Origin of the sequence: Amycolatopsis sp. cmx-11-12 (assembly GCF_046269425.1) — a bacterium.
Taxonomy (GTDB): Bacteria; Actinomycetota; Actinomycetes; order Mycobacteriales; family Pseudonocardiaceae; genus Amycolatopsis.
In genome coordinates this window covers 261,478-287,011 of sequence record NZ_JADNQM010000003.1, presented here as the reverse complement: position 1 = coordinate 287,011, position 25,534 = coordinate 261,478, and the positions used below count along the sequence as shown (strand labels likewise).

Sequence of the window (25,534 nt, the reverse complement as noted above, 5' to 3'; positions counted from 1 at the left end):
CTTGGGGCATGTCTCGAAAGCCACTTTCGGGACATCAGATGTCCCGAAAGTGGCTTTCGAGACACTTGGGTCAACGCCGGGGCGTGAGTGGCAAGTCGCGTTAGAACGACTTACCACTCACGACACCCGTCACGGAGCGGGGACCGGCAGCGGCATCCCGGGGACGCTCTGGTCGGCGGGGACGACGCCGTCGACCAGGTAGGCGTTCACGATCTTGTCCACCGCGGGGTTCCCGTCGGCGTAAAGGCCGTGGTCACCCTCACCGGTCACGGTCAGCATCCGGGAGTTCGCGAAACCGGCGTGTGCCCGCCTCGCGCCTTCGATCGTCGTGGCCGGGTCGTGTTCGGAGTGGACGATCAGCACCGGCGGGACGCCCTTGCCGTCCATTTTCGGAAGCGGACGTGGTTTCCTGTCCCAGAACATGCAGACCGAGCCGTTCAGCACGCCGCCACCGGCCAGGAGCAGACCGCGGTCGAGGTTCCGCTGTGACTCGCGGATCCGAGACTCGCGGGTGCCGATGAAACGCCCTTCACCACAGACGGTGTTCCAGAAAGTGCCGTCCGCCGCGTCGGGGGCGTCACCAGCGTCCTTGACGGCCGCCCGGGCGTCGGCCTTGACCTGCTCCGGTGCCCCGTCCTCCATCGCCGCCCGGACCTTGACCAGCAGATCGGCCAGTGCCGGGAAGGTGGCCTTCTTGTACAGCATGTAGATCATCGCGAACTCGAGCTGCATCGGCCCCTTTCCGTCGATCGGGTTGCGGGACAGGGCATACCGGACCCGCTCGTAGGTCTGCCTCGCCTCCTCGCCGCTGGTGCCGAACTGGTACTTGGCGTCGTAGCGCGCCATCCACGGCAGGAAGTCCTGCCGCCAACGCCGTTCGAACCCGACCGGCTGGCTGTCGAACGTCTTCTGCCAGTCCGTGGTGAACTCCGTCGAAGAGTCCAGCACGAACCTGCCTGTCCGCTGGGGGAACTGCTGCGCGTAATGCGCGCCCAGCCAGGTGCCGCCCGAGTAGCCGACCCAGTTGATCTTCTCCCGGCCGAGCAGGGCGCGGAGCAGGTCGAAGTCCCTGATCGTCTGGTAAGTGGTGATCAGCGGTCCGAGTTCGCCATTGGCGTTCTGGCAGCTCTTCGCGGCGTGCTCGGCGCCGGCCAGGATCTGGTCCAGGTTGCGCGGGTCGCGATCGCGCGGGTCCAGCTGCCGGATGGCGTCGACGGCACCCCGGCAGGTGACGTTGGTGCTCTTGCCGGTCCCGCGGACGTCGATGCCGATGATGTCCTGGTGTTCGCGCAGCTTGTCCTGCCCGCGGAACATCGTCGGCTGCCAGCGACCTGGTCCGCCCGGCCCACCCGGATTGGTGAGCAGTGAAGCCGTCGACGGGCCGGTGGACTTCAGCCTGCTCACCGCGATCGTCAGATCCTGCCGCTCCCACGGACGATCCCAGTCCCGGGGCGTGCGGTAGGTCGCGCATTCGAGGCCGCTGATGTCGGCGCCCGGCGGCAACGAGATCAGCTCCTCCTCGGCACAGGCGTGCCAGGTCAGCTTCTGCTCGGTGTAGTGGCCCGGGCTGCTCGCCGTCGCCGGCACGGCTCCGGCGAGCAGACCGCCCACGACCACCGGGATCACCCCGGCGATCAGTAGCCGCTTCATCCGATACCCCCTTCTTTCCTTGGATTCCCAACGGCTCCCGACGCTAGGGCGGGTCACCCCGCGCGAACATCGACCGCAGGTAGCGCCAGGGGGTCGACCAAGGTTCAAGGGGCGGCTAGGTCCGCGGCACAAGTCCTGCCACGGCGGCCTTGCGCTGGAGTTCGTCCGGGGTCGTCGCGTTCCGCGCGTCCGGCGCCTTCGTGGTCGCCGCGGTGGTGCCGCCCAGCGCCTTGAAGATCAGGTCGGCTTCGGCCTTCATCCCGGCCGCGTACGGGTGATAGGCCACCGCGCGGAAGAGGTTGGTGTCCTTGCCGCTCACCCAGGCCGCGTCACCGGAGCAGGCGTCGTGACCGCTGCTGGGTCCGTAGGTGTCGACGTAGCGGGCGCCTTGTTTGCGGGCGGCGGTGGACACGGCCTTGTTGAGCGCGCGCTCAACCTGGTCGGCCCAGGCGTAGTCACCGTCGGCGAACGGGAGCACGCTGGGGCAATAGCCCTTCGACGGCACGATCCTCGGATACCCGACCAGCACGATGGTGGCGGCGGGCGAACGCTCCCGGACACCCTTGATCACACGTTCGAGGTTCCGCTGGGTGTTCGCGAGCGCGGCGAGCAGCGTGTCCTTGCCGTTGATCGTGAAGTGGTCCTTGCACGGTGACCCGGTCGGGTCTTCGTCACGCAGCCCAGGGCAGGCGCCGATCAGGCTGCCGAAGACGCCGTAGTCGTTGCCGCCGATCCCGATCGTCACCAGGTCGGTGTCCAGGGTCAGGGCGTCGAACTGCGGCGGCACACCGCCCAAAGCCAGACTCGGCGAGGGCACGGTCTGGGGGCTGGTCATGTTCGTGGTGTCCGCCGATGAGCAACTGACGTCGGTGAAGGCGCCGGACTTGTAGTAGAGCCCGAGTTTGGTGGCCAGCCAGGCCGGATAGTTGTTGTTCGACCGGAAGCACCAGCTCGCCTGCTGCCACGGGATCAACGGACCCGCGGTGTACGAGTCGCCGAGGGCGACGTACTTGCGGAAAGACGGCGGTTCGGCGGCACTCGCCGGCGTCCCGAAACTCGCTAGGGAGACGACTGCCAGCAGGGTGGCAAGGACAAGTCGGGCGGTACGGCGCATGGCGACCTCGTGATCCGTCGTTGGACTACCGGCCGATCCTGACAAAGTCCCACCTCCGTCCACAATAGAAGTGAGTATCTTTCACGTTTCAGGGGTTAGATAGAACGCTCTATCATGGAGACGTGACTGGAACGCGGGAACGCATCGTGAACGCCGGCGCCGAACTGCTCCGGCGGAACGGGTACACCGGCACCGGGGTGAAGCAGATCGTCGAGGCCGCGAACGCGCCCTTCGGCTCGCTGTACCACTTCTTCCCCGGCGGCAAGGAGCAGCTCGGCGAGGAGGTCATCCGCACCTCCGGGATGATGTACCTCGCGCTGTTCGAGATCTTCTTCGCCGACGAGCCGGATCTGATCCACGGGATCGAGGCGTGCTTCGCCAGCGCGGCGGACACCCTTCGCGAGACCGACTACGCCGACGCCTGCCCCATCGCGACGGTCGCCCTCGAGGTCGCGAGCACCAACGAGAAGCTGCGGATCGCGACGGCGGACGTCTTCACGGCATGGATCGAGGCCGGCACCGAGAAGCTCGGTAAATACGGCCTTTCGGCCGAGTCCGCGCGGCTGCTCACCATCGCGCTGGTGAACAGTCTCGAAGGAGCGTTCGTGTTGAGCCGTTCGCTGCGTAACACCGAATCGCTCCAGGTCGCCGGGATCTCGTCGGTCGCCTTGGCCCGCACCCTGCTCCCCTGATCGTGAAGCACCGACGGCCGGTTGCTGAACACCGAGGTTTCCCCGCAACACACAACGACTTCCGGCCGACCTAGCGGTCACATGAGCCGAATTTCGTTTGGGGAGCACATGATCATCAGGAAGCTTGTAGCAGTCACCATCGCCGCCGCCGCGCTGCTGACCGTGGGTGCGGTGCCCGCGTCCGCCGTCGAGGTCCAGCCGTCCACTCTCACCACGACCACCAGCAGCACCAAGATCGACGCCGGGAAGACCGTCACGATCTCCGGGAAGCTCACCAAGGCCGACGCCACCCCGATCGCGGGCGCCGCGGTGGGCATCTCGTTCTGCTTCAACGGCTTCTGCGGCGAGGCCCAGGCCACGCCGGTCACCGACGCCGCCGGCGTCTACAGCGCGACGCTGACCCCGATCCGCACCGGCAACTACCACGCCGACTTCTTCTCCACCGACCCGGCGATCGCGAACTCGGGCGCCGACACCCCGAAGATCGTCGTGCTCCACCCGGCGAAGATCACGTCGTTCGCGGCGGGCCGTGGCGCGGACAAGGCCGTGACCGCGTCCGGCACGATCGACTTCCCTGGCCAGTACACCGCGAACCCGATCCCGGTCGAACTCCAGTACTTCTCGTTCAGCACCTACCGCTGGACCACGGTTTCGACGGTCGACGCCACCTGGAACGGCACCACCTGGGCCTTCTCGACGTCGGCCGCTCACAAGAAGCCCGGCGCCTGGCGGGCCTTCTACGCGGGCGCGCCCGAGATGTTCCACTCGGCGGCGAGTGACCTCGTCTTCGTGCTCTGACCGCCTTCCGTGAAGGCCTCCTTCCCCACTCTCAGGGTAGGGAAGGAGGCCTTCACGGACAGCTAGCGGGAAGCGAGGTAGGCCCGCCAGTCGCCGAGCGAGGTGATGTCCGCCAGCTCGGGTGAGTCCACATAGGACGAACGCAGGACGGTCGCGAGGCAGGCCGCGCCGTCCTCCAGTTCGATGACGCCCAGCTCCAGTTCCGGCGGTTCGGCGGGGACGAGATGGTCCCGCAGCACCGAAAGCGGCAGGTCGTAGACTTCGCCGACGACGGATCCGGAACCGCCGTCGTACATCGCCGGGAACCGGTCGCCCACGGAAAAATAGTGATACTTCGGCGCCGAACGGGCCACGCAGCACAACGGCGAGCCCTGCAGCTGCTCGTGCAACGGACCGCCACGCATCCCGCCGCCGTTGAGGAACATCAGAACCACGACATGATCCCTTCGATTCCGAAGTACACCCCGAACACCGCGGCCAGGATCCCGAGGATCCAGCCGATCTCGCGGATCTTGCCCTTGCAGATCTTGATCAGCACGTAGGCGACCAGACCGGCACCGATGCCATTGGTGATCGAGTAGGTGAACGGGATCAGCGCGATGGTGAGGAACACCGGGATCGCGAAATCCAGGTCCCGCCAAGGAATCCGCGCGCACTGGGCCATCATCATCCCACCGATGACCACCAGCGCGGGCGCCGCGGCCTGCGCCGGGACGACCGCCGCGATCGGGGTCAGGAACAGCGTCGCGGTGAACAGCCCACCGGTGACGAGGCTCGCCAGCCCGGTCCGCGCGCCTTCACCGACACCCGCGGCCGACTCCAGGAACACGGTGTTCGGGGCCGATCCGGTGACCCCGCCCGCGAGCGCGCCGGCGCCGTCGACCAGCAGGATCCGGCCCATCCCCTCGACCTTGCCGTCCTTGACCAGCCCCGCTTCCTCGGAAACGGAGGTGATCGTGCCCATCGCGTCGAAGAACCCGGAAAGCACCAGCGTGAACAGGAAGACCGCCGCGGTCACCGCGCCCGCCGACGCGAATCCGCCGAACAGGTCGATGTCCCCCAGCAGACTGAAATCGGGATGCGCCACGACCTGCTCGGGCACCTTGGGTTCGACCAGTCCCCAGCCGTCGACCTTGACCACGCTGTTGACCAGCACCGCGAGCCCGGTCGCGACCGCGATGCTGATCAGCACCGCGCCGGGAACGCCGCGGCTCACGAGCACGATCATCAGCAGCAGGCCGAGACAGAAGATCGCGATCGGCCAGCCTTCGAGATGGCCGGCGATGCCCATCCGCACCGGCACGGTCGACTGCGCGGAGTCGGGCGTTCGCGTGACGAAACCGGCGCTGACCAGGCCGACCAGCGCGATGTAGAGCCCGATGCCGACGGTGATCGCGACCTTGAGCGGCATCGGGATCGCGTTGATGATCCGTTCCCGGACACCGGAAACGGCCATGAACACGATGCAGACACCTTCGAGGACGACGAGCCCGAAAGCCTGCGCCCACGTCATGGTCGGTGCCATCTGGAAGGCGACGACGCCGTTGACCCCGAGCCCCGCCGCGAGCGCCAGCGGCGCGTTCCCCACGAGTCCCATCAGGATCGTGGTGACGCCCGCCGCCAGCGCGGTCGCGGTGGTGATGGCCTCGGTGCTCAGCCGCGCGCCGGTGATGTCGGCCGACGCGCCGAGGATGAGCGGGTTGAGCAGCACGATGTAACACATCGCGACGAAGGTGGTGATGCCGCCGCGCACTTCGCGGCCGACCGTGCTGCCGCGATGGGAGATCTTGAACCACCGGTCGAGCCCGGAGACCTGCTCCGGTTCGGGTTGGTACTGGGGACGTTCTTCGCGCAACTGGGTCACGCCTGCCTCCACAACGTTGTGGCGCGAGGGATGAAGCCTTGCTCAGTAGGTCTTCTTGTCGGGTTTCGACAGCCAGGCCTGGAAAGGCGCGAAAGAGTCCGGAAGGGACAGTTGGCCGACGGGTAGTGACCAGGTCTCGCGCGGGCGGGAAAAGAGGTCGTAGAACTCGCGGTCGTCGAAGCCCGCCTTGGCCGCGTCGTGGCGGTCCGCGGCGTAGACGACCTTGCCGACACGCGCCCAGAGCGCGGCGGAAAGGCAGAGCGGGCAAGGTTCGCAGGAGGTCACGAGGACACAGCCGTCGAGTTTGTAGTCACCGATCGCCTGGCAGGCGGCGCGGATCGCGACCACCTCGGCGTGCGCCGTCGGGTCCAGCGTCGGTGTCACCTGGTTGGTCCCGGTGGCGAGCACCGCACCGTCGCGGACGATCATCGCGCCGAACGGGCCACCGCCGCCTTCGACGTTCGCGGTGGCCAGCCCGACGGCCTCGGTAAGCCATTTCTGCTCGTCGGACTCCGAAATGGACAGACGGGTACTCACGGATGTGCTCCTAGCTCGGAAAAGTACGGGTTGGTCAGGTGCCGGTGAGGTGTTCGGGGCGCACCGGGACGCGGGGCAGCGCCAGCCCGGTGGCCGCGCGGATGGCCGCGACGATCGCCGGGGTGGACGAGATCGTCGGCGGCTCACCGACCCCGCGCAGACCATACGGCGCGTTCGGGTCGGGCCGTTCGAGGACGTCGATGTCCATCGGCGGCATGTCCAGCACGGTCGGGATCAGATAGTCGGTGAACGACGGGTTGCGGATCTTCCCGTCGACGGTCTGGATCTCCTCCATCACCGCGAGTCCGAGGCCCTGCGCGGACCCGCCCTGGATCTGACCGAGCACCGCATCCGGGTTCAGCGCCTTGCCGACGTCCTGCGCGCAGTCGAGCGCGACGACCTTGATCAGCCCGAGTTCGGTGTCGACGTCCACGACCGCGCGGTGGGCCGCGAATCCATATTGGACATGCGCGTTCCCTTGCCCTGTATCAGGATCGATGGGTGCGGTCGGACGGTGACGCCACTCCACGACCTCGTCGAAGACCTCGTCGCCGAGGACGTCGGCGAGGTCGGCCAGCACACTGCCGTCGACGGAGACAACCTTGTTCCCGACGACGTTCAGCTTGCCGTCCGCGGCGAGTTTGCCCGCCAAGTGCTTGTGCAGCCCGGATCGCACCGCGACACACGCGGCCTGGACCGCGCCGCCGGTGACGTAACTCTGCCGGGAGGCCGACGTCGAACCGCCGTTGCCGATGGTGGTGTCCATCGGCAGGATCGTCACCTGCTCGATGCCGAGTTCGGTCCGGACGATCTGCTGCATGATCGTCACGAGTCCTTGGCCGACCTCGCACGCCGCGGTGTGCACGGTCGCCGCGGGTTCGCCGCCGACGAGTTGCAGCCGCACGCGGGCCGTCGAGTAGTCGTCGAAGCCCTCGGAGAAACAAATGTTCTTGATGCCGACCGCGTACCCGACTCCCCGGACAACGCCCTCGCCATGCGTGGTGTTGGAGACGCCGCCGGGCATCCGGCGCAGGTCCAGTTCTTCGTGCTGGACGGGCAACGGCTTGGCACGCAGGCGTTCCAGCAGTTCGGCGACCGGGGCGGCGGAGTCGACCACCTGGCCGGTCGGCATGAGACTGCCTTCCTCCATCGCGTTCAGGATCCGGATGTCGACCGGGTCGATTCCGCAGGCCTGCGCGAGTTTGTCCATTTGGGACTCGTACGCGAAGCCCGCCTGCACCGCGCCGAAGCCGCGCATCGCGCCACAGGGCGGGTTGTTGGTGTAGACGCCCCAGCAGTCGACCGAAGCACTGTCCACATTGTACGGACCGACACCGAGCGTTGCGGCGTTCGCGACCACGGCGCCGGTGGACGAAGCGTACGCGCCGCCGTCCAGGTAAAGCTTCGCCTTGACGTAGACGAGTCGGCCGTCCTTGTCGGCGCCGTGCTCGTAGTACATCTTCGCCGGGTGGCGGTGCACGTGGCCGTAGAAGGATTCCTCGCGGTTGTAGACCATCTTGACCGGCTGGCCGGTGTGCAGCGCCAGCAAACACGCGTGGACCTGGATCGAGAGGTCTTCGCGGCCGCCGAACGCGCCGCCGACCCCGCCGAGCGTCAGCCGCACCTTGTCCTTTGGCAAGCCGAGCGCGGCGACGATCTGCTGCTGGTCGACATGAAGCCATTGCGTGGCAACGTAAAGATCGACACCGCCTTCCGTGTCCGGGATCGCCATACCGGACTCGGGGCCGAGAAAGGCCTGATCCTGCATGCCGACCTCATAGACACCGGACACCACGACGTCGGCCTTCACCGACTGGTCGCCATGGCGGATCTTGGCGTGCCGCACCACGTTCCCGCCGGGGTGCAGCTCAGCACCCTCGCCAGCGGCGGCTTTCTCGGAATCCGTCACGGGTTCCAGGACCTCGTAGGAGACCTTGATCCGCTTCATCGCGCGCCGCGCGGTCTCGGGATGGTCCGCCGCGACGAGTGCGACGGGCTCGCCCTCGTAGCGCACGACGTCGACGGCGAGCACCGGCTGGTCGGAGTGCTCCAGGCCGTACTTGTTCACGCCGGGCACGTCTTCATGGGTCAGCACCGCGTAGACCCCTTGTACGGCGAGGGCTTCGGCGATGTCGATACCGGTGATCCGCGCGTATGGATGCGGGCTGCGCAGCGTCGCGCCCCACAGCATGTCCTCGTGCCACAGGTCCGAGGAGTAGGCGAATTCGCCGCGTACCTTGACCGTGCCGTCCGGGCGACGCGGGCTGGTGCCCACGCCGTTGTCGGTCGCGGTCGCGGTTGTCTGCGTGGAAGTCTCGGTGGAGGTCATAGCGTCTCCCTCAGCCGGGCACTGGCCACGGCCAGCTCGCGGGCGATCTCGTCTTCGGATTCCTCGCGCGGCGTCCCGCCGGTCACCACCGTCGCGCCGCCGACGAACAGCCGCGCGATCGGCGGGGTCGCGCCGAGCACCAGCGCGGCGACCGGGTCGGTGATCCCCGCGTAGTTCAGGCCGTTCAGATCCCAGACCGCGAGGTCGGCGAGCTTGCCCACCTCGATCGAGCCAAGGTCTTTCTCCCGGCCCAGACAGCGCGCGCCGCCCATGGTGCCCATCCACAACGCCTCACGCGTGGTCAGCGCCCGGGGTCCACCACGCTGGCGGGCTTGCAGCAGCGACTGGTGCAGTTCCTCGCCGAGGCCACCGGATTCGTTGGACGCCGCGCCGTCGACACCCAGCCCGACCGGCACGCGAGCGTCGAGCAGTTGCCGGACCGGGGCGATCCCGGCGCCGATCCGCCCGTTGGACGTCGGACAATGCGCCGCGCCGGTGCCCGTGGCACCCATGCGGCGGATCGCCTCCGGGGCGAGGTGGATCGAGTGTGCGAACCAGACGTCGTCACCGAGCCAGCCGAGTTTGTCGGCGTACTCTGCTGGCGTGCAGCCGGCTTCGGCGAGGCACTGTTTCTCCTCGTCGATCGTCTCGGCGAGGTGCGTGTGGAGCCGGACTCCCTTGCGCCGCGCCAATTCCGCCGCGCCGGTCATCAGCCGCTCGCTCACCGAGAACGGCGAGCACGGCCCGGCCGCGATCTGGAGATGCGCGCCGGCGGAGTCGTCGTGGAACCGGTCGATCGCGGCCTCGGTGCCGAGCAACGCGGCCTCGGTCTCCTCGACGAGGTTGTCCGGCGGCAGCCCGCCCTGTGACTCACCGCGGTCCATCGAGCCGCGGACGACGTGCAGTCGTACCCCGACGCGGATCCGGGCGGCGGCGAGGGCTTCCACCTGGTCGCCGCCGTCGCGCGGGAAGACGTAGTGGTGGTCGGCGACGGTGGTGCAGCCGGTGGTCGCGAGCCGCGTGAGACCGGCCGTGGCCGCCGCGTGCGTGATGTCGGCGTCGAGCCTGCCCCAGATCGGGTACAGCGCGACGAGCCATTCGAACAGTGTGTGGTCGGCGGCGAGGCCGCGCGTCGCCCACTGGTAGAGATGATGATGGGTGTTGATCAGGCCGGGGGTGACCAGATGGCCGGAGCCGTCGACGCGTTCGTCGTACCCGCCATCGGGCGCCTTCCCCGCGCCGACCGCCGCGATGCGGTCGTTCTCGATGACGACGTGACCCGAGGCGTGCTCGGTGCCCGCGCCGTCGACGGTGGCGATCGCGGCGTTCTCGATGACGGTCTTCACGGGGTCTCTCCCCTGGTCGCGGCCAACCGGACGGCGTCGAGGATCTTCTCGTACCCGGTACACCGGCACAGGTTCCCCGCCAGCGCCTCACGGATCTCCTCGTCGGCGGGGTTTTCGACGCGGTTGAGCAGATCGTGCGCGGCCACCACGAGACCGGGGGTGCAGAAGCCACATTGGACGGCGCCCGCGTCCACAAAGGACTGCTGGACCCTGTCGAGCTTGTCGCCGTCGGCGAGCCCTTCGACCGTGCGGACCTCACGGCCCTCGACCTGACCGGCCGCGACCAGGCACGAACACACCGGGACGTCGTCCAGGTACACCGTGCAGGAACCGCATTCGCCCTGTTCACAGGCGTTCTTGGAGCCCGGGAGACCGAGCCGCTCGCGGAGCACGTAGAGCAGGCTCTCGCCTTCCCAGACGTCGTCGGCCTGGCGGGACTCGCCGTTGATCGTCACGTTCACGCGCACTCGCGTTCACCCTTCTGGAAGTCGTTCCACGCCCAGGTCAGCGTCCGCCGCGCCAGGACGGACAACGCGTGCTTGCGGTAGTCGGCGCTGCCCCGGACGTCGTCGATCGGCGACGCCGCCTCCGACACCAGCTCACCGAACCGGCGTTTGACCGAGTCCGCGATCGAAGCCTTGGTGGACCAGGGAAGTTCGGCGGAGAGGAATTCTTCGGCGGCGGTCGCCCGGCGCGGGGTCGGCGCGGCCGAACCGACGGCGGCGCGAACTTCGCGGGTGTCGAGGTGCAGGGCCACAGCGAACGAGCAGACCGCGATGACCATCGCGTTGCGCGTCCCCACCTTGGCGAACTGCTGCGGGACGACTTCGGCCGGCAGGTACACGGCGGTGATCAGCTCGTCGGGTTCGAGGGCGTGGCGTTTGACGCCGAGATAGAACTCCTCGGCCGGGATCCGCCGCGTTCCGCGCACCGACGCGGCTTCGACCTCGGCGCCGAGCACGAGCAGCACGGGATGGGTGTCACCGGCGGGCGAGGCGGCGCCCAGGTTCCCGCCGACGGTGCCGCGGTTGCGGATCTGCGGCGAGCCGACGGTGCGCGAGGCCATCGCCAGCGCGGGCAGAACTTCACCCAGCTCAGCGATCACCCGAACGTAGGGCACGGACGCGCCGAGCCGGATCTCGCCGTCGGTCTCGGTCCACTCGGCGAGTTCGGTGACGCGGTTGAGATCGAGCAGCGCGCCGGGACGGCGGTGGTCGAAGTTGAGCTCCACCATGACGTCCGTGCCGCCCGCGATGGGCACCGCGTCGGGTCGCTCGGCCTTGACGGCGAGCGCCTCGGTCAGCGAGCTGGGGCGCAGGAAATCCACTCTCGGGCTCCTCGGTTCGGCGGCGGTCTGTGACGGCTGACTCAGTAGACGCCCTGCGCCCGTATGGCGGCAACGGTGCCGAAGCATGAAATCCCCCCTGCACGCACCTGTCGTTTTGTGCTTTCCTACAAACCTGATGACGACCGTGAAAACTCTGCTCGCGCTGCCCGGGTTGCGCTTGCGCGTGCGTGCCGGGACGGCTCTGCTCGACCGTCCGGTCTCCCGGATCTACGTCACCGAGCTGCCCGATCCCGGGCGGTACGTGTCGGCGGGCGAGTTCGTCCTGAGCGGGTTGCTGTGGTGGCGCGGGCCGGGTGATTCCGAGGCCTTCGTCGCCGCGCTGGCGAAGGCGGGGGCCGCGGCGCTTGCGGCATCCGGAGCGGATTCCGATGGGATCCCCGAAGATCTCGTGGAAGCCTGCACGCGACACGGGATTCCGTTGCTGGAAGTACCGACCGACCTGTCGTTCTCGGTCGTCACCGAACGCGTCGTGTTGGCGTTGGCCGCGGCCGCGGAAGGCGCTCGCAAACGTTTGCTTTCAGCCGCCACCGAAGACGCGTCGGTGGAGACGCTGCTGGACCGTGCCCGCGCCGAGATCGGCCTCCCCTGCTGGGTGGTGCCCGCCGGCGCGCCGTCCGAGTTGGTAGGGCGATTCGTCGCCGCGGGCGGACGCGTACTGGAGTCCGGCGACGTCACCGTGCGGCCGATCGGTGGCAGGCACGCGGTGCCGTGGCTGCTCGCGATCGGCGGCGCGCTGACCGCGGCACAGGCGGAGATCGCCGAGGAACTCGCCGGGCTGATCGGGCTCGCGCGCACCAGGGCGGACGAGGTCCGCGCGGTCACCGATCGGGTGCTCGAACCGTTGCTGGCCGCGCTCGACGAGGGAAGCGATCCGCACGCGGCGCTGACCGCGACCGGGCTGCGCGGCGACCTGCGCGTCGTCGTCGCCCGCACCGAGGGAGCCGAAGCGGCACGCGGCATCCTGACCGAGCTACTGCCGCCAGGTGCACTCGTCGGCCCTGCCGGGGAAACGACCTGGGCACTGGCCGAGGACGACGGCGAGTGGCCGGACGACTGGCCTGCCGCGACGTCGGCCGCACTGGCAGGCGTGGAATCGCTGCTGCCGTGCCGCCGCGTGCTGATCGGGATCAGCGACCGTTCCCCGGTTTCGGTGCTGCGGGGCGCGAAAGAGGTCGCGCGGTACGCGCTGGCCGTGGCCGCGGAACGACCGGGCACGATCGAGATCGTCCCCGGCGGTGAGATCGGCATGCACCGGCTGCTGCTGGCAGGCACGCCCGACGAGCTGCGGGCGGCGTTGCGGCGGCGGGTGCTGGGCCCGCTGCTGAGCTACGACGCCGAGCAGGGCACCGATCTGGTCCACACCCTGCGCGTCTTCCTCGAATGCTCCGGCTCTCCGACGCGGGCGGCGCGGGCACTGCACGTCCACGTCAACACGTTGCGGTACCGGATCGGGCGGGCGAGCGAACTGCTCGGCGCCGATCTGACCGAGTTCACCGAACAGCTCGACGTCTATTTGGCCTTGTCGGCAGGGAGCTGAAATGGGCATCACCACGGCGAAAGAAGCCGCCTACGACCCGCGCGTGGTCGCGTTCGGCCGGATGATGGGCGCGGCGAACCGGCTCGAATACCTGCTCGGCCGCGCCTTGGAGACCGAATGCGGGATCTCGCACCTGATGTTCGAGGTGCTGCTGATCCTCGGCAGGGCCGGTGAGGCCGGGATGAGCATGCGCGCGATCGCGCAGGAGCAGGTGCTGACCACCGGCGGCGCGACCCGGCTGGTCGACCGGATGACGACGCTCGGCCTGGTCGTGCGCGCCTCCGATCCGGAAGACCGCCGCGTGCAACTCGTGCGGCTGACTGGGAAGGGTGAGGAGACGGCCGTGCGGGCGGCGCGGATGCACGTCGAGAACATCCAGCGGCTCTTCCTCGATCCGCTGCCCGCGGACCATCGCGAACAGTTCACGCTGGACCTGCGGACACTGAGTCATTCCGCACGTGACGCACTCCCCAGGCTCCGGTAGGAATATCTGACTCGTCAGGCATTGTTGGGACTCGGCATGAGGCTCATCTATGTCTTCGACGCGTACTGCGGCTGGTCCTACGGCTTCGCCAGGACCATGGCCGACGTCGCGCACCGGCATCCGGACCTGCCGGTCGAAGTGGTGTCCGGCGGCCTGTTCATCGGCGGCCGTCGGGTGCCGATCCGGCAATTCGGCTACGTCCAAGGAGCCAACGCCGAGATCACCCGCCGAACCGGCGCGCCGTTCGGCGAAAGCTACGAACGCCTCATCGCGGACGGCGATTTCGTCATGGACTCCGAGGCTGCCGCGTGCGGGATGGCGGCCTTGCGAGAAGTCGGGCCGGACCGAGCGGTGCGACTCGCGGCCTTGCTGCAAGAGGCTTTCTATCTCGACGGGCTGAGCCTGTCCGAGGCGTCGACGTACCGAATAGTCGCCCAGCGGGCGGGCCTGGACGGAGACGCCGTCGAGGCCGCGCTGGACCGGGTGTCGGCCGCGGCCGATTTCCAGCGGGCACGAGAACTGGGCGTCACCGGATACCCGACCTTGCTCGCCGACGATGGGGAACGGGTGGTGACGCTGGTCGCCGGGAACGCGAGCGCGGACGAGGTGGAGCGGCGGATCGGGGCCTTGGTTTCCTGATCGTTTCGGTGCTTGACTCCAGACATGTCGAACGATGTGACTTTGCGGCCCGCTGTCGCCCAGGACGCTTCGGCGGTGGCGGAGATCTGGTACCACGGCTGGCAAGACGGCCATCTCGGCAACGTGCCCGACGCGCTTCTGCGGATCCGTACCCGGGAATCGTTCCGGGAGCGGGCTTCCGATCGAGTCGGCGACACGTCGGTCGCCCTGGTGGCCGGTGAGGTGGCGGGCTTCGTGATGGTCGTCGGCGACGAGGTCGAGCAGGTGTACGTGTCTTCGGCACATCGCGGCAGCGGCGTGGCCGGGGTGTTGCTCGCGGAAGCCGAACGGCTTGTCGGCGACGGCGGGCATTCGCGGGCTTGGCTCGCCGTCGCGCCGGGGAACGCTCGGGCGCGGCGGTTTTATGAGCGGTGCGGGTGGGTTGATGAGGGTGAGTTCGAGAATCGGGTGGATGGGCCGGATGGGCTGGTTTTGGTGCCTTGTCGGCGTTATGTGAGGCCGCTTATCTGAGTGCGCGTTGTCTCTGTGGCGATGATCGGCGCGGTTGAGCAGGTGTACGTGTGTTCGGCGGGGGTGTGGCTCGCGGAGGCTGAACGACTTGTCGGCGGACCTGATGGGCCAATTTCGGCACCTTGCCGACGATATGCGAAGGCGCTTATCCAGGGCGACCAAAGTGAGCGGATGCGTTGTCGCCATTACGCGACGACAAACGACGAGGTCGCGCAGGTGTACACGTCTTCGTCGCATCGCGGCAGCGGCGCGGCCGGGGCATTGCTCGCCGAAGCCAAACGGCTTGCGGCGACGGGGAACGCGCGGAGATGGCGATTCTATGAGCGATGCGGGTAAGTCGCCGAGACGGGGATTACGCGACGGCAACCGATGAGGTCGAGCAAATCACCCTTCAGTGGTAAATGCGCCGGTTCGCGGTAACGTAAAATTACGAACACATGTTCGACAGAAATGCGATATTATGGGGGTGTGTCCGAGACGATCCTTCCCGAGTTGCCGCAGGAACTGTGGCGCGCTGGCAAGCTGGAGCTTGCCCACGGCGTGCAGCAGTTCCTGCAGGTGATGCGGATCGCGTCCGCCGGATTGGGCCAGTATTTGGCGGAGATCGAGTCCCGTGGCGTGAAAGACTTGTACGGCTATGGGACAACGGTTTCGTGGTTCGCCGATATCGCCGGGTTGTCTATTGGTGAGGCACGGCCATATGTGAATCGCGCGATCGACCTGAACCCCACCCGCGCCTTGGATGGCACCGAGATCCCGGCGTTCGCGCCCGCGACCGCCGCTGCGGCAGCGGACGGTGCGATCGGCGAGGAACGGATCAAACAGATCCTGGAGATCCTGCGGCAGATCCCGGCCGAGGTGCCGGTGGAGGATCGGGAGCATGCGGAGAAGACCCTTGCTGGGTTGGCCCGGAAGGCGGGGCCTCGGCAGGTGTCGGAACTCGGAGAGCAACTGCTGGGATGGCTCGACCCGGACGGCAACGAGCCCAAGGACCCCGAACCCGCCCAGCCCCGCCGCGAACTGACGTTGGAACGCCGGAAGGACGGGTTCTGGAATCTGAAGGGCCTGCTCGACGACGAATCAGGAGCCCGGACCGCGGCCGCGCTGGAGGCCTACGCAAAGCCGCGCCCGGTGGACGAGTTCGGCCAGGCCGACCTGCGGACGAAGGCTGAACGTCAGGGAGACGCCTGGGTCGACCTCGTGGACCTCGCGATCGCCTGCCCGGACCAGCCCGGCACCAACGGGTATCGGACTCTGGTGCACGTGACCATCGGCCTGGAGGAACTCAAAACCGGCCTCGGGACCGCCTGCCTCGATTTCGTCGGCACGATGACTGCCCGCGAAGCCCGCATGGCCGCCTGCGATTGTCTGATGCTTCCGGTCGTCCTCAACGCTGCTGGTGAACCCCTCGACGTAGGACGGCTCAGGCGGTTCGTCACCCCAGGCCAGCGCCGAGCCCTGAACATCCGCGACCGAGGCTGCGCGTTCCCCGGCTGCCACCGACGGCCCAAGAACTGCCACGCCCACCACATTCATCACTGGGCAGATGGCGGCGCCACGGACCTCCGGAATCTAGTGCTGGTCTGTTCCTTTCATCACCGGTTGATTCATCATGGTGATTGGGAAGTCCGGATGGCTCCCGACGGGCTGCCGGAGTTCATCCCGCCCCAGTATCTGGATCCGTTACGAAGAACCCGGCGCAACACCCTCCCTGCCTGACTCTGACCCGAGGAGCCCGCCAGCCACACCGGCGACGGGCCCCTCGGCATGCCCAAAGGCGGGCTGTTTGGAAAAATGGACGTCCCTATTTCCACACAGCCCCGAACCCGCCCGACGGACAAAGTCCCGCGGACCGTAGTGGCTACTCAGATCGACGATGAAGGAACTGGGACTTTCAGTATCCCAATTCCTTCATCGTCGCTAGGCCGTGTTGCTGAATGCGTTTCGGCGAGTCTTGATTAGTGTCGCGTGACGTGATCTCGGATGACGTTCGGTCGGTAATCGGGCCGTTTTCCGTTGTTCCCGTCGGCGAAGGCGGTTCCGGACGGGACGTGCCTGGCCGTTGCACAGCCACTCCACGAAGATCAGGTAGTGCTCGATCTCCGCCTCGAGCGCGGATCGGGCGATAGGCCAGATCAGGAACTCGCCCGCCGCGCCGGCGTGCTGGTGTTCGCTCGCACGCCGACGAACTCCTGCGGGAGCTGTGCACCACCGCCTTGTGGATGGACGAAGGCCGGATCCGCGCGCACGGCTCACTGGACGAGGTTCTCGCGGCGTATCACGCTTGACTCAGAGGAAGATCTTGACCAGCTGATCCTGTCCGTCCGGATCGCGCAGCACGACTTGCTTGCCCGCGCGGAGTTCCGCGTCCACGAACTCGTAGATCAGCAACGCGCGGTTGACCAGATCGACCTTCTTGAGCCCGGTGCGCTCCTGGAGTTTGCCCAGCGCGTCGACCGCCTCGGCGATCAGCGCGACGTTGACGCGATCGACCACCGCGGGACGGCCGGTCGCGGTCTCTTCAACCGATGGCATACCCGCTCCTTTCCCCTGCGGCCCAGAGCGCCGCGCACGTAATCATGGCACAGAAGGTTCCTATTCACCACATTTTCGACACCAAATCTGTGTGGAATGGGTTGCCGAAGCACTGTGACCGACGCTACAGTAGGCGCCACAACAGCAACCCTCATGCAGGCCCGTCACCATGCGGCGGGTACCACCACCGAAAGCGCGGCCACGGCTTTCACGCACGAGGGCTCCCGAAGGGGAGAAGGCGACCGGCCAAGTCGGGGGAGTTGATTGGTCGCCTTCACAGTCGAGCAACGGGCTCGACTGTCCCCAGTGGTCCCCAGCTTGACGCGCCAACCCGGGCTCGCCTGACTGGGCAAGAAAGGGCACGAGCATGGGTGCCGAAATCGACGGCGTGGACAACACGACGTCCGAAGAGATGAGCTGGGAAGGGACACCGACCCCGCTCGCGCGCGTCAGGATCGAGACGTCGGAGTTGAAGGCGGAAGCCGCGGTGCCGGCGAGCCAGACACACCGGCTGCTCACCACGATCCTCGACACGCTGGTGGTGCTCGGAGCCGTTCTCGGCCCGACGTCGACGTTGCAGGTGGTTCCGGCCGCCTTCCCAACGTGGGCGACGGCCGGGACGATCGCGGGCCAGCTCGCCATGCTGGCGCTCGTCGCGAGATTCGTTCACCACCGGGAAGAACCCGGCCCGCTGCCGGCGAACTGAGCCGGGACGGGCCGAGCAGCGGCTGAGGGAGCGCCTGCCACGAGAGGCGCTCGCTCAGCCGCTGCTCATCCGGTTCGCCGCGCGTATCCGTCCAATTCGGACCGGGAGAACGTAAGCTCCCCCGCGTCCACGGCCCCGCAGTCCAGTCCTCGCAGCAGGAAGCTCGCGAGTGCCTGCGCGGTCGCCGGCTCGTCCAGCACACCGCGCCCGGTCTTGTCCGCGTAGTCCCGCAACCGTGCCAGCGCCGCCGGGAAACCCTCGCGGAAGAACGCGTAGGTCGCGGCGAACCGGGTCGGCAGCTGGTGCGGGTGCAGATCCCAGCCCTGGTAGAAGCCGCGCTCCAGGGAACGCCGCACCAACCGCAGATGTTCGCGCCAGGCCGGGAGGATCGCGTCGCCGACGGGCAGCTTGTTCGTCGAGCCGTCCGAAAGCCGGACACCGGTTCCCGCGGCCGAAACCTGCATGAGCTGCTTGGCGAAATCGGCGGCCGGGTGTTCCATGCTTTGATACTCGGCGCTGATCCCGAGGCCGGCGCTGTAGTCATAGGTCCCGTAGTGCAGCCCCGAACATCGGCCGCGCGCGGCTTCGATGATCCGTGGCACCGCCACCGTTCCATCGACGTCCACAATGGACTGAGCCGTCTCGATCTGGACCTCGAACCGCAGCGCGCCCTCGGGCAGACCGTACGCCGATTCGAGGCGCTCCAGCACATCCGCCGCCACTTCGACCTGCTCGACGGCGGTCACCTTCGGCAGCGTGACGACGAAACCTTCCGGCAGCGGACCGCTTTCCAGCAGTCCGGCCAAAAAGAGGTCGAGGGTGCGGATGCCGCGGCGCCGGGTCGCCTGTTCGAAGCTCTTGAACCGGATGCCGACGAACGGCGTGCCGCCCGTGATGGCGAGGGTCCGCCCCGCGGCGAGCGCGGTGGCGTCCTCCTCGTCGTCGCCTGGCCTGCCGAGGCCGTCCTCGAAGTCGATCCGCAGATCCTCGATCGGCTCGGTCAGGAGTTTGGTCCGGACGCGGTCGGTGACGTCCGCGTCCAGGCCCAGCTGATCGGCGTGCTCGCCGAAGACCCGCAGGGCCTGTTTGCCCCAATCCGCCACGAGCCGCGTCTTGTACTGCGACGCGGGCACGTACACGGTGTGCACGGGCTGGCGGCCGGGCGGCTCGCCGGGGTACTTGGCCGCGACGCGCGCGTCCGCCTCGGCGAGGCGCGCATCGGCGGCGGTGTAGACGTCCTCGGTGAGCCGCCCGTTCCCCATCTGGCTACTTGATCCTTTCGTAGGCAGGCAGCGTCAGGAAGTCCGGGAACTCGTCGGCGAGCGCGACCTGCTCGAACAGCTCGACGGCGGGCACCAGCAGCTCCGGCTTGATTTCGGCGGCGAGTTCGCCCCGGACCTCGGCCAGCACGCCGCGCACGAGTTCCTCGGTCACCCTGTCACCGGTGTCGAGCTGCGTGCCGTTACGCACCCACTGCCACACCTGTGAACGCGAGATCTCCGCGGTGGCCGCGTCCTCCATCAGGTTGTGGATCGCCGCCGCGCCGTTTCCGCTCAGCCAGGAGGCGATGTAGCGGATGCCGACGTCGACGGCGGCGCGCAGACCGGCGGCGGTGGCGCCACCGGGCGTCGAAGCCGCGTCGAGCAGCTGGTCGGCGGTGACGGACACCTCGTCGCGGGTCCGGTCGAGCTGGTTCGGCTTGTCGCCGAGGACCTTGTCGAACTCCTCGCGGCAGATCTCGACCATGCCCGGGTGCGCGACCCACGAACCGTCGAAGCCGTCGCCCGCCTCACGGCTCTTGTCGGCGCGGACCTTGTCGAGCGCCGCGGCGGTGACTTCCGGGTCCTTGCGGTTCGGGATGAACGCCGCCATGCCGCCGATCGCGAACGCGCCGCGCTTATGGCAGGTGCGCACCAGCAGTTCGGTGTAGGCACGCATGAACGGCGCGGTCATGGTGACCGAGTTGCGGTCCGGGAGCACGAACTTCTCGCCCGCGTCGCGGAAGTACTTGATGACGCTGAACAGGTAGTCCCAGCGGCCGGCGTTCAGGCCGGAAGCGTGCTCGCGCAGTTCGTAGAGGATCTCGTCCATCTCGAACGCGGCCGGGATGGTCTCGATCAGCACGGTCGCGCGGACGGTGCCGTGCTCGATGCCAAGCGCCTTCTCCGCGTGGGTGAAGACGTCGTTCCACAGCCGGGCTTCGAGGTGGCTCTCCATCTTCGGCAGGTAGAAGTACGGGCCCTTGCCGCGGTTGAGCAGTTCCTGCGCGTTGTGGAAGAAGTACAGGCCGAAGTCGACCAGCGCGCCGACGGCCTGGCGCCCGCCGAAGGACAGGCCACGCTCGTCGAGGTGCCAGCCACGCGGGCGGACGACGATGGTCGCGTGCTCGACGTCGTCCTTCAGCGCGTAGCTCTTGCCGCCGCTTTCCAGCGTGATGGTCTCGCGGACGGCGTCGTAGAGGTTGACCTGGCCGGAGACCACGTTCGCCCAGTGCGGCGTGTTGGCGTCTTCGAGGTCGGCGAGCCAGACCTTGGCGCCGGAGTTCAGCGCGTTGATGGTCATCTTGCGGTCGGTCGGGCCGGTGATCTCGACGCGGCGGTCGCGCAGCGCGGGCGGGGCCTCGGCCACGCGCCAGTCGCCCTCGCGGACTTCCTTGGTCTCGGGCAGGAAGTCGAGCTTGCCGGTGGTCCTGGCCTCCTCGCGGCGCTTGCCCCTGGCCTGCAGCAGCTCGTCGCGGCGGGCGGCGAAGGCCTCGTGCAGGCCGGCGAGGAAGGCGAGCGCCTCCGGCGTGAGGATTTCGTCCCCGCGCTCGACCGGATCGCCAAGCACCTGAGCTTCAGACATGAGTAACACCCCGAGTTCGGAAAGATAACGTCCCTACGGTTTTACATGACGGACTATAGTTTCTGCATAGCGGAACATCAACGCCGACGTAAGGAGTGCCACGGTGGCAGCCGAGAAGAACGGACGCGATGGCGGCGTCCAGTCACTTCAGCGGGCCTTCGAGCTCCTCGAGCACCTCGCGGACACCGGAGGCGAAGCCAGCCTTTCGGAGCTGGCGACCCTGTCCGGGCTGCCGATGCCGACCATCCACCGGCTGATCAGGACTCTGGTGGACCTGGGTTACGTCCGGCAGAACACCAACCGCCGGTACGCGCTGGGCGCCCGGCTCATCCGACTGGGTGAGAACGCCAGCATGCAGTTCGGCTCGTGGGCACGGCCTCTGCTCGCGGAACTGGTCGACGAGATCGGCGAGACCGCGAACCTCGCCGTCCTGGAACGGGACGAGGTCGTCTACGTCGCCCAAGTGCCGTCGAAGCACTCGATGCGGATGTTCACCGAGGTCGGACGGCGTCTCCTGCCGCACGGCACCGGTGTCGGGAAGGCGATGCTCGCGCATCTGCCGTCCGATGACGTCACGGCGCTGCTCTCGCGGACCGGCATGCCCTCGTACACCGAGCACACCTTCACCGACCAGGACGCGCTCCTGCGGGAGCTGGCGAAGATCGCCCAGCAGGGTTACGCGCTCGACGAAGCCGAGCAGGAATTGGGTGTCCGCTGCGTGGCCGTCGCGGTCCCGGGCGCGCCGGTGCCGGCCGCGGTCTCGGTGTCCGGACCTTCGGGGCGGCTCACGATGGAGGCCGTCGAGCGGATCGCGCCCGCCGTCCAGCGGATCGCGAACGCGCTCGGTTCGACCCTTTCGCGTGACGGGGTCACCGTTTGAGCCTGGTCTCCAAACCGTCGAGCATCCGGTCCAGTCCGTAGCGGAACTTCTCGTCGCGAAGCCGCTCCGGGTCGGCCCCGGCGTCGTCGTGGACGAGGCGTTCCCGCTGGTGCGGATGTTCCCGCGCCGCCTCCTCGACGGCGGGGCGCAGCTGCTCCGCCCATTCACGCTCGCTTCGGCCGCTCTTCGCGACCGTCGTGAGCCATGCCGCCTCGGTCGTCCCCATGCCGATGACGTACGAGATCACCGCACTGATCGCCTGATCCGCCTCGTCGCCGGGGAATCCCGCGCTCACGAAGACGGCCAGCAGCCGCTCGTTGAGCCGCATGACGTTCGGCCCGAGGTACGACAGGCCGACCGAACCGAGCAATGAGGCGACCCACGGGTGCCGCAGGATCATCGCGCGCACGCTCTGCGCGCCGACGATGGCCCCTTCGCGCCACCGCGCCGGGTCGTCGCCGTCCGGCACGGTGATCTCGCCGTAGACCTCGTCGACGACCAGCTCGATCAGCTCGTCCCGGTTGGCCACGTGCCGGTAGAGCGACGTCGCGCCCGCGTTCAGCGCGGTCCCCAGCCTGCGCATGCTCAGCGCGTCGACGCCTTCGACGTCCAAGAGCCGGACGGCCTCGGCGACGATCTGCGCCTGGCTCAACGCGGGCTGGTCACGCTTCCGGCGAGGACGGGTCCATACCGACTGGATCGGCTGCTCTTCGACTGACATGCCCTCACTTTAGCGCACGACGTGCCCCCTTGCGCACGCTGCCAAATTCTGCGTACAGTGTGCGCAACAGCAGAACAACGTACGCAACTACTTCTGGGGGTATCCCGATGAACGAATCGACAGGCCGCGACCCACGCCGCTGGTGGATCTTGATCGTGCTGTGCCTGAGCACGCTCGTGCTGGTCGTGGACAACATGGTCCTGACGGTCGCCGTGCCGCCGCTGGCCGAAGACCTCGGGGCGAGCGCCCAGGACACGCAATGGATCCTGGACTCCTACATCCTGGTGTTCGCGGGCCTGCTGCTCACGTCAGGCAGCCTCGGCGACCGGTTCGGCCGCCGGAAGGTGATGATCATCGGCCTCCTCCTGTTCGGAGTGGCCTCACTCGTCGCCGCGTTCGCCGCGAACCCCCTAGAGCTGATCCTGTCCCGCGCGGTGATGGGCGTCGGCGGAGCGCTGATCATGCCGAGCACCCTGTCGATCCTGATCACCGTGTTCGACGACGAAGAGCGCCGCAAGGCGATGGCGGCCTGGAGCGCGGTCGCGATGCTCGGCATGATCGGCGGCCCGGTGCTGGGAGGCGTGCTGATCGCGTGGTTCTGGTGGGGCGCGGTGTTCCTGATCAACGTGCCGATCGTCGTCGTCGCCGTGCTCGCCGCGCTCACCCTGATGCCGGAATCGAAGGGCCCGTGGCAGAAGCCGGACCCGCTCGGCGCGATCCTGTCCGCGACCGGCATGACCGCGCTGGTCTGGACGATCATCGAACTGCCCAAGCACGGCATCACCGAGGCCGGGACCCTCGTCCCGCTGACGATCGCGGTGGTGAGCCTGGTCGGCTTCGTGCTCTGGGAGCGGCACACGCCTTCGCCGATGGTCCCGCTGAAGCTGTTCCGCAAGCGCAACTTCAGCGGCGGCAGCCTGTCGCTCACGCTGGTGCAGGTCGGCAACGGCGGTCTGCTGCTGCTCCTGACCCAGTACCTGCAGTTCGTCCTCGGATACACCCCGACCCAGGCGGGTCTGGCCTTCATCCCGATGGCCATCGCTTCGCTGCTCTGCAACACCCTCGGCGCCACACTGGGCCAGAAGATCGGCAACCGCGTACTGGCCACCGCCGGGATGACCGTGATGGCGGCCGGGTTCGCGATGCTCGCGACGCTGTCGACGAACGAAGGCTTCCTCCTGCCGGCGATCGCGCTGTTCCTGCTCGGCGCCGGTGGCGGGCTGGCGATGCCGGCGGCGATCGCGGCACTGATGGGCGAGGTCCCCGAGGAGCAGGCCGGTGTCGGCTCCGCGCTCAACGACACCATCCAACAGCTCGGCGCGGCGCTCGGCATCGCGATCCTCGGCAGCATCGTGTCGAGCCTGTTCACGTCGCAGATGCCCGAATCCGCCCCGGCGCAGGCGCGGCTCTCGATCGGCGACGCCTTCGCCACCGGTGACGGCGGCCTGATCACCGCGGCCCGCGAGTCGTTCACCTCGGCGATGTCGACGACGTTCCTGGTGAGCGCGGTGGGGGTACTGGCCGCGGCGGTGGTCGCCTTCGTGGTGATGCGGGACAAGAAGACCGCCGCGGTCGAGACGGGCGAGAACGTCCCTGTCACGGCCTGAGCGAGTGAGATGAACGGACCGTTCATAACAGATTTTGTTATGAACGGTCCGTTCATAACATTTGTCAGTTGCTGAGCAGGGCTTCCACGAAGGCTCCCGGCTCGAACGGCGCCAGGTCGTCCGGTCCCTCGCCGAGACCGACCAGTTTCACCGGCACCCCGAGTTCGCGCTGCACCTGGAAGACGATGCCGCCCTTCGCGGTGCCGTCGAGCTTCGTGAGGACGATGCCGGTGACGTCGATGACCTCCGAGAACACGCGGGCCTGCATCAGCCCGTTCTGCCCGGTGGTGGCGTCGAGGACCAGCAGGACCTCGTCGACCTTCGCCTGCTTCTCGACGACTCGCTTGACCTTGCCCAGCTCGTCCATCAGGCCGGTCTTGGTGTGCAGACGGCCGGCGGTGTCGACCAGTACCGCGTCCACGCCCGCCTCGGTGCCGCGTTTCACGGCGTCGAAGGCGACCGCCGCCGGGTCCGCGCCTTCCTTGCCGCGGACGACCTCCGCGCCCACTCGCTCGGCCCAGGTCTGAAGCTGGTCGGCCGCGGCGGCACGGAAGGTGTCGGCCGCGCCGAGCACGACGGTGCTCCCCTGCGCGACGAGGACCCTGGCGAGTTTGCCGGTGGTGGTGGTCTTGCCGGTGCCGTTGACCCCGGCGATCAGGACGACGGCGGGCTGCTTCTTCCCGTCGACGATGTGCGGCAGCGCGCGGACGGCACGGACGGCGTCGGTCGAGAGGGCGGCCGTGAGCACTTCCTGCAACACCGCGCGCGCCTCTTCGGACGTCCGCACGGCACGGCGCTTCAGCTCGTCACGAAGGCGCTCGACGATCTCGGTGGTCGTCGCGGCACCCAGGTCCGCCATGAGCAGTGTGTCTTCGACGTCCTGCCAGGAGTCCTCGTCCAGGTCACCGGCACCCAGCAGGCCCAGCAGGCTCTGCCCGAACATCGAGCGGGACTTGCCCAGCCTGCCGCGCAGCCGTTCGAGGCGTCCCGTCGCCGGGGCGATCTCCTCGGCGGGAGCGGGCTCTTCGACGGCTTCGACCGGTTCAGGTTCGGGCAGGTCGACGTCGCGCACCGTGCGCTGCGCGGAATCCCTCGGCACCGACGCGTCGTCCCCGACCGCGGGCTGGCCGTCGGTCTCGGGGCGGTCCTCGACCGGATGCTCGGCCTCTTCGGTCTTCTCACCGCCCGGAGCGAGCGCGATCCCGCCGGTCGCGGTGTAGCCGCCACCCTTCGGCTTCGCGCGCTCGACGGCCTCGGCAGCCTTGGACTCGTCCAGGCTGATCCGGCGGCGGCGCGCGATGAACAGCCCGGCCACCAGTACGGCGACCAGGACCACGACGGCAACGACAGCGATCCAGAACCAGGGGGTGTTCGACACGGCGCCATCCTCGCA

Annotated in this window: 24 protein-coding genes; 10 read left to right on the top strand and 14 right to left on the bottom strand. The window is 68.1% G+C overall.

What is annotated here, in order from left to right; genetic code table 11:
• Positions 1 to 129: 129 nt before the first annotated feature.
• Together ACLARN_RS05885 and ACLARN_RS05880 are read right to left on the bottom strand one after the other, a co-directional pair.
• A complete protein-coding gene (locus ACLARN_RS05885; protein ID WP_409490256.1) occupies positions 130 to 1,650 on the bottom strand; it encodes an alpha/beta hydrolase in 1,521 nt (506 codons plus the stop codon).
• A gap of 115 nt (positions 1,651 to 1,765) precedes the next feature.
• Entirely contained in the window at positions 1,766 to 2,764 is a 999-nt protein-coding gene (locus ACLARN_RS05880) for an SGNH/GDSL hydrolase family protein (protein ID WP_409490255.1), read from the bottom strand.
• A gap of 146 nt (positions 2,765 to 2,910) precedes the next feature.
• Here ACLARN_RS05880 and ACLARN_RS05875 point away from each other — a divergent pair, with 146 nt between their 5' ends.
• Both ACLARN_RS05875 and ACLARN_RS05870 read left to right on the top strand, forming a co-directional pair.
• A complete protein-coding gene (locus tag ACLARN_RS05875) occupies positions 2,911 to 3,456 on the top strand; it encodes a TetR/AcrR family transcriptional regulator (RefSeq protein WP_409490378.1) in 546 nt (181 codons plus the stop codon).
• Positions 3,457 to 3,564: 108 nt separating this feature from the next.
• Positions 3,565 to 4,254 carry a hypothetical protein gene (locus ACLARN_RS05870; protein ID WP_409490254.1) on the top strand — a complete coding sequence of 230 codons (690 nt, stop codon included), beginning with the start codon at positions 3,565 to 3,567 and terminating at the stop codon, positions 4,252 to 4,254.
• Between the two features lie 62 nt (positions 4,255 to 4,316).
• Here the strand turns inward: ACLARN_RS05870 and ACLARN_RS05865 are convergent, their stop codons facing one another.
• The 7 genes from ACLARN_RS05865 to ACLARN_RS05835 are packed head-to-tail and all read right to left on the bottom strand — an operon-like array spanning position 4,317 to position 11,657.
• The gene (locus ACLARN_RS05865) at positions 4,317 to 4,688 is read right to left on the bottom strand and encodes a gamma-glutamylcyclotransferase (RefSeq protein WP_409490253.1); all 372 of its coding nucleotides are present in this window, start codon (positions 4,686 to 4,688) and stop codon (positions 4,317 to 4,319) included.
• Positions 4,679 to 6,118, bottom strand: a complete 1,440-nt coding sequence (locus tag ACLARN_RS05860; RefSeq protein ID WP_409490252.1) for an NCS2 family permease — start codon at positions 6,116 to 6,118, stop codon at positions 4,679 to 4,681. The genes ACLARN_RS05865 and ACLARN_RS05860 overlap by 10 nt, the downstream gene beginning before the upstream one ends.
• Positions 6,119 to 6,160: 42 nt before the next feature.
• Positions 6,161 to 6,655, bottom strand: a complete 495-nt coding sequence (locus ACLARN_RS05855) for a nucleoside deaminase (RefSeq protein ID WP_409490251.1) — start codon at positions 6,653 to 6,655, stop codon at positions 6,161 to 6,163.
• A 34-nt stretch (positions 6,656 to 6,689) separates the two neighbouring features.
• A complete protein-coding gene (gene pucD / locus ACLARN_RS05850) occupies positions 6,690 to 8,984 on the bottom strand; it encodes a xanthine dehydrogenase subunit D (protein ID WP_409490250.1) in 2,295 nt (764 codons plus the stop codon).
• Complete coding sequence (locus ACLARN_RS05845) at positions 8,981 to 10,330, bottom strand: 8-oxoguanine deaminase (RefSeq protein WP_409490249.1); 1,350 nt, start codon at positions 10,328 to 10,330, stop codon at positions 8,981 to 8,983. Before ACLARN_RS05845 ends, pucD begins: the two co-directional genes overlap by 4 nt.
• Positions 10,327 to 10,797, bottom strand: coding sequence for a (2Fe-2S)-binding protein (locus ACLARN_RS05840; RefSeq protein ID WP_409490248.1), 471 nt, complete (start codon positions 10,795 to 10,797; stop codon positions 10,327 to 10,329). The genes ACLARN_RS05845 and ACLARN_RS05840 overlap by 4 nt, the downstream gene beginning before the upstream one ends.
• The gene (locus tag ACLARN_RS05835) at positions 10,788 to 11,657 is read right to left on the bottom strand and encodes an FAD binding domain-containing protein (RefSeq protein WP_409490247.1); all 870 of its coding nucleotides are present in this window, start codon (positions 11,655 to 11,657) and stop codon (positions 10,788 to 10,790) included. The genes ACLARN_RS05840 and ACLARN_RS05835 overlap by 10 nt, the downstream gene beginning before the upstream one ends.
• Before the next feature lie 136 nt (positions 11,658 to 11,793).
• Here ACLARN_RS05835 and ACLARN_RS05830 point away from each other — a divergent pair, with 136 nt between their 5' ends.
• From ACLARN_RS05830 to ACLARN_RS05810, 5 genes are all read left to right on the top strand, one after another.
• Entirely contained in the window at positions 11,794 to 13,215 is a 1,422-nt protein-coding gene (locus ACLARN_RS05830; protein WP_409490246.1) for a PucR family transcriptional regulator, read from the top strand.
• A 1-nt stretch (position 13,216) separates the two neighbouring features.
• Complete coding sequence (locus ACLARN_RS05825) at positions 13,217 to 13,699, top strand: MarR family winged helix-turn-helix transcriptional regulator (RefSeq protein WP_409490245.1); 483 nt, start codon at positions 13,217 to 13,219, stop codon at positions 13,697 to 13,699.
• A gap of 36 nt (positions 13,700 to 13,735) precedes the next feature.
• Positions 13,736 to 14,338 (top strand): DsbA family protein, encoded by a 603-nt coding sequence (locus tag ACLARN_RS05820; protein ID WP_409490244.1) that lies wholly within the window; start codon positions 13,736 to 13,738, stop codon positions 14,336 to 14,338.
• A 24-nt stretch (positions 14,339 to 14,362) separates the two neighbouring features.
• The gene (locus ACLARN_RS05815; protein WP_409490243.1) at positions 14,363 to 14,848 is read left to right on the top strand and encodes an N-acetyltransferase family protein; all 486 of its coding nucleotides are present in this window, start codon (positions 14,363 to 14,365) and stop codon (positions 14,846 to 14,848) included.
• A gap of 468 nt (positions 14,849 to 15,316) precedes the next feature.
• Positions 15,317 to 16,567: a DUF222 domain-containing protein gene (locus tag ACLARN_RS05810; RefSeq protein ID WP_409490242.1), complete on the top strand. Its 1,251-nt coding sequence runs from the start codon at positions 15,317 to 15,319 to the stop codon at positions 16,565 to 16,567.
• A gap of 570 nt (positions 16,568 to 17,137) precedes the next feature.
• On the opposite strand, the gene ACLARN_RS05805 is transcribed toward ACLARN_RS05810, so the two are convergent.
• Positions 17,138 to 17,383 carry a hypothetical protein gene (locus ACLARN_RS05805; protein ID WP_101609689.1) on the bottom strand — a complete coding sequence of 82 codons (246 nt, stop codon included), beginning with the start codon at positions 17,381 to 17,383 and terminating at the stop codon, positions 17,138 to 17,140.
• A 367-nt stretch (positions 17,384 to 17,750) separates the two neighbouring features.
• Here ACLARN_RS05805 and ACLARN_RS05800 point away from each other — a divergent pair, with 367 nt between their 5' ends.
• Positions 17,751 to 18,089, top strand: a complete 339-nt coding sequence (locus ACLARN_RS05800; RefSeq protein WP_409490241.1) for a hypothetical protein — start codon at positions 17,751 to 17,753, stop codon at positions 18,087 to 18,089.
• Between the two features lie 65 nt (positions 18,090 to 18,154).
• Here the strand turns inward: ACLARN_RS05800 and ACLARN_RS05795 are convergent, their stop codons facing one another.
• Entirely contained in the window at positions 18,155 to 19,351 is a 1,197-nt protein-coding gene (locus ACLARN_RS05795) for a DUF6986 family protein (RefSeq protein WP_409490240.1), read from the bottom strand.
• A gap of 4 nt (positions 19,352 to 19,355) precedes the next feature.
• Positions 19,356 to 20,933 (bottom strand): malate synthase A, encoded by a 1,578-nt coding sequence (gene aceB / locus ACLARN_RS05790; protein ID WP_409490239.1) that lies wholly within the window; start codon positions 20,931 to 20,933, stop codon positions 19,356 to 19,358.
• Between the two features lie 103 nt (positions 20,934 to 21,036).
• Here aceB and ACLARN_RS05785 point away from each other — a divergent pair, with 103 nt between their 5' ends.
• Positions 21,037 to 21,813, top strand: a complete 777-nt coding sequence (locus tag ACLARN_RS05785) for an IclR family transcriptional regulator (RefSeq protein ID WP_409490238.1) — start codon at positions 21,037 to 21,039, stop codon at positions 21,811 to 21,813.
• On the opposite strand, the gene ACLARN_RS05780 is transcribed toward ACLARN_RS05785, so the two are convergent.
• A complete protein-coding gene (locus tag ACLARN_RS05780) occupies positions 21,803 to 22,534 on the bottom strand; it encodes a TetR/AcrR family transcriptional regulator (protein WP_409490237.1) in 732 nt (243 codons plus the stop codon). The genes ACLARN_RS05785 and ACLARN_RS05780 overlap by 11 nt on opposite strands.
• A 107-nt stretch (positions 22,535 to 22,641) precedes the next feature.
• Here ACLARN_RS05780 and ACLARN_RS05775 point away from each other — a divergent pair, with 107 nt between their 5' ends.
• Positions 22,642 to 24,141, top strand: coding sequence for an MFS transporter (locus ACLARN_RS05775; protein ID WP_409490236.1), 1,500 nt, complete (start codon positions 22,642 to 22,644; stop codon positions 24,139 to 24,141).
• 64 nt (positions 24,142 to 24,205) lie between these two features.
• Here the strand turns inward: ACLARN_RS05775 and ftsY are convergent, their stop codons facing one another.
• A complete protein-coding gene (ftsY, locus tag ACLARN_RS05770; protein WP_409490235.1) occupies positions 24,206 to 25,519 on the bottom strand; it encodes a signal recognition particle-docking protein FtsY in 1,314 nt (437 codons plus the stop codon).
• Between the last annotated feature and the right edge of the window lie 15 nt (positions 25,520 to 25,534).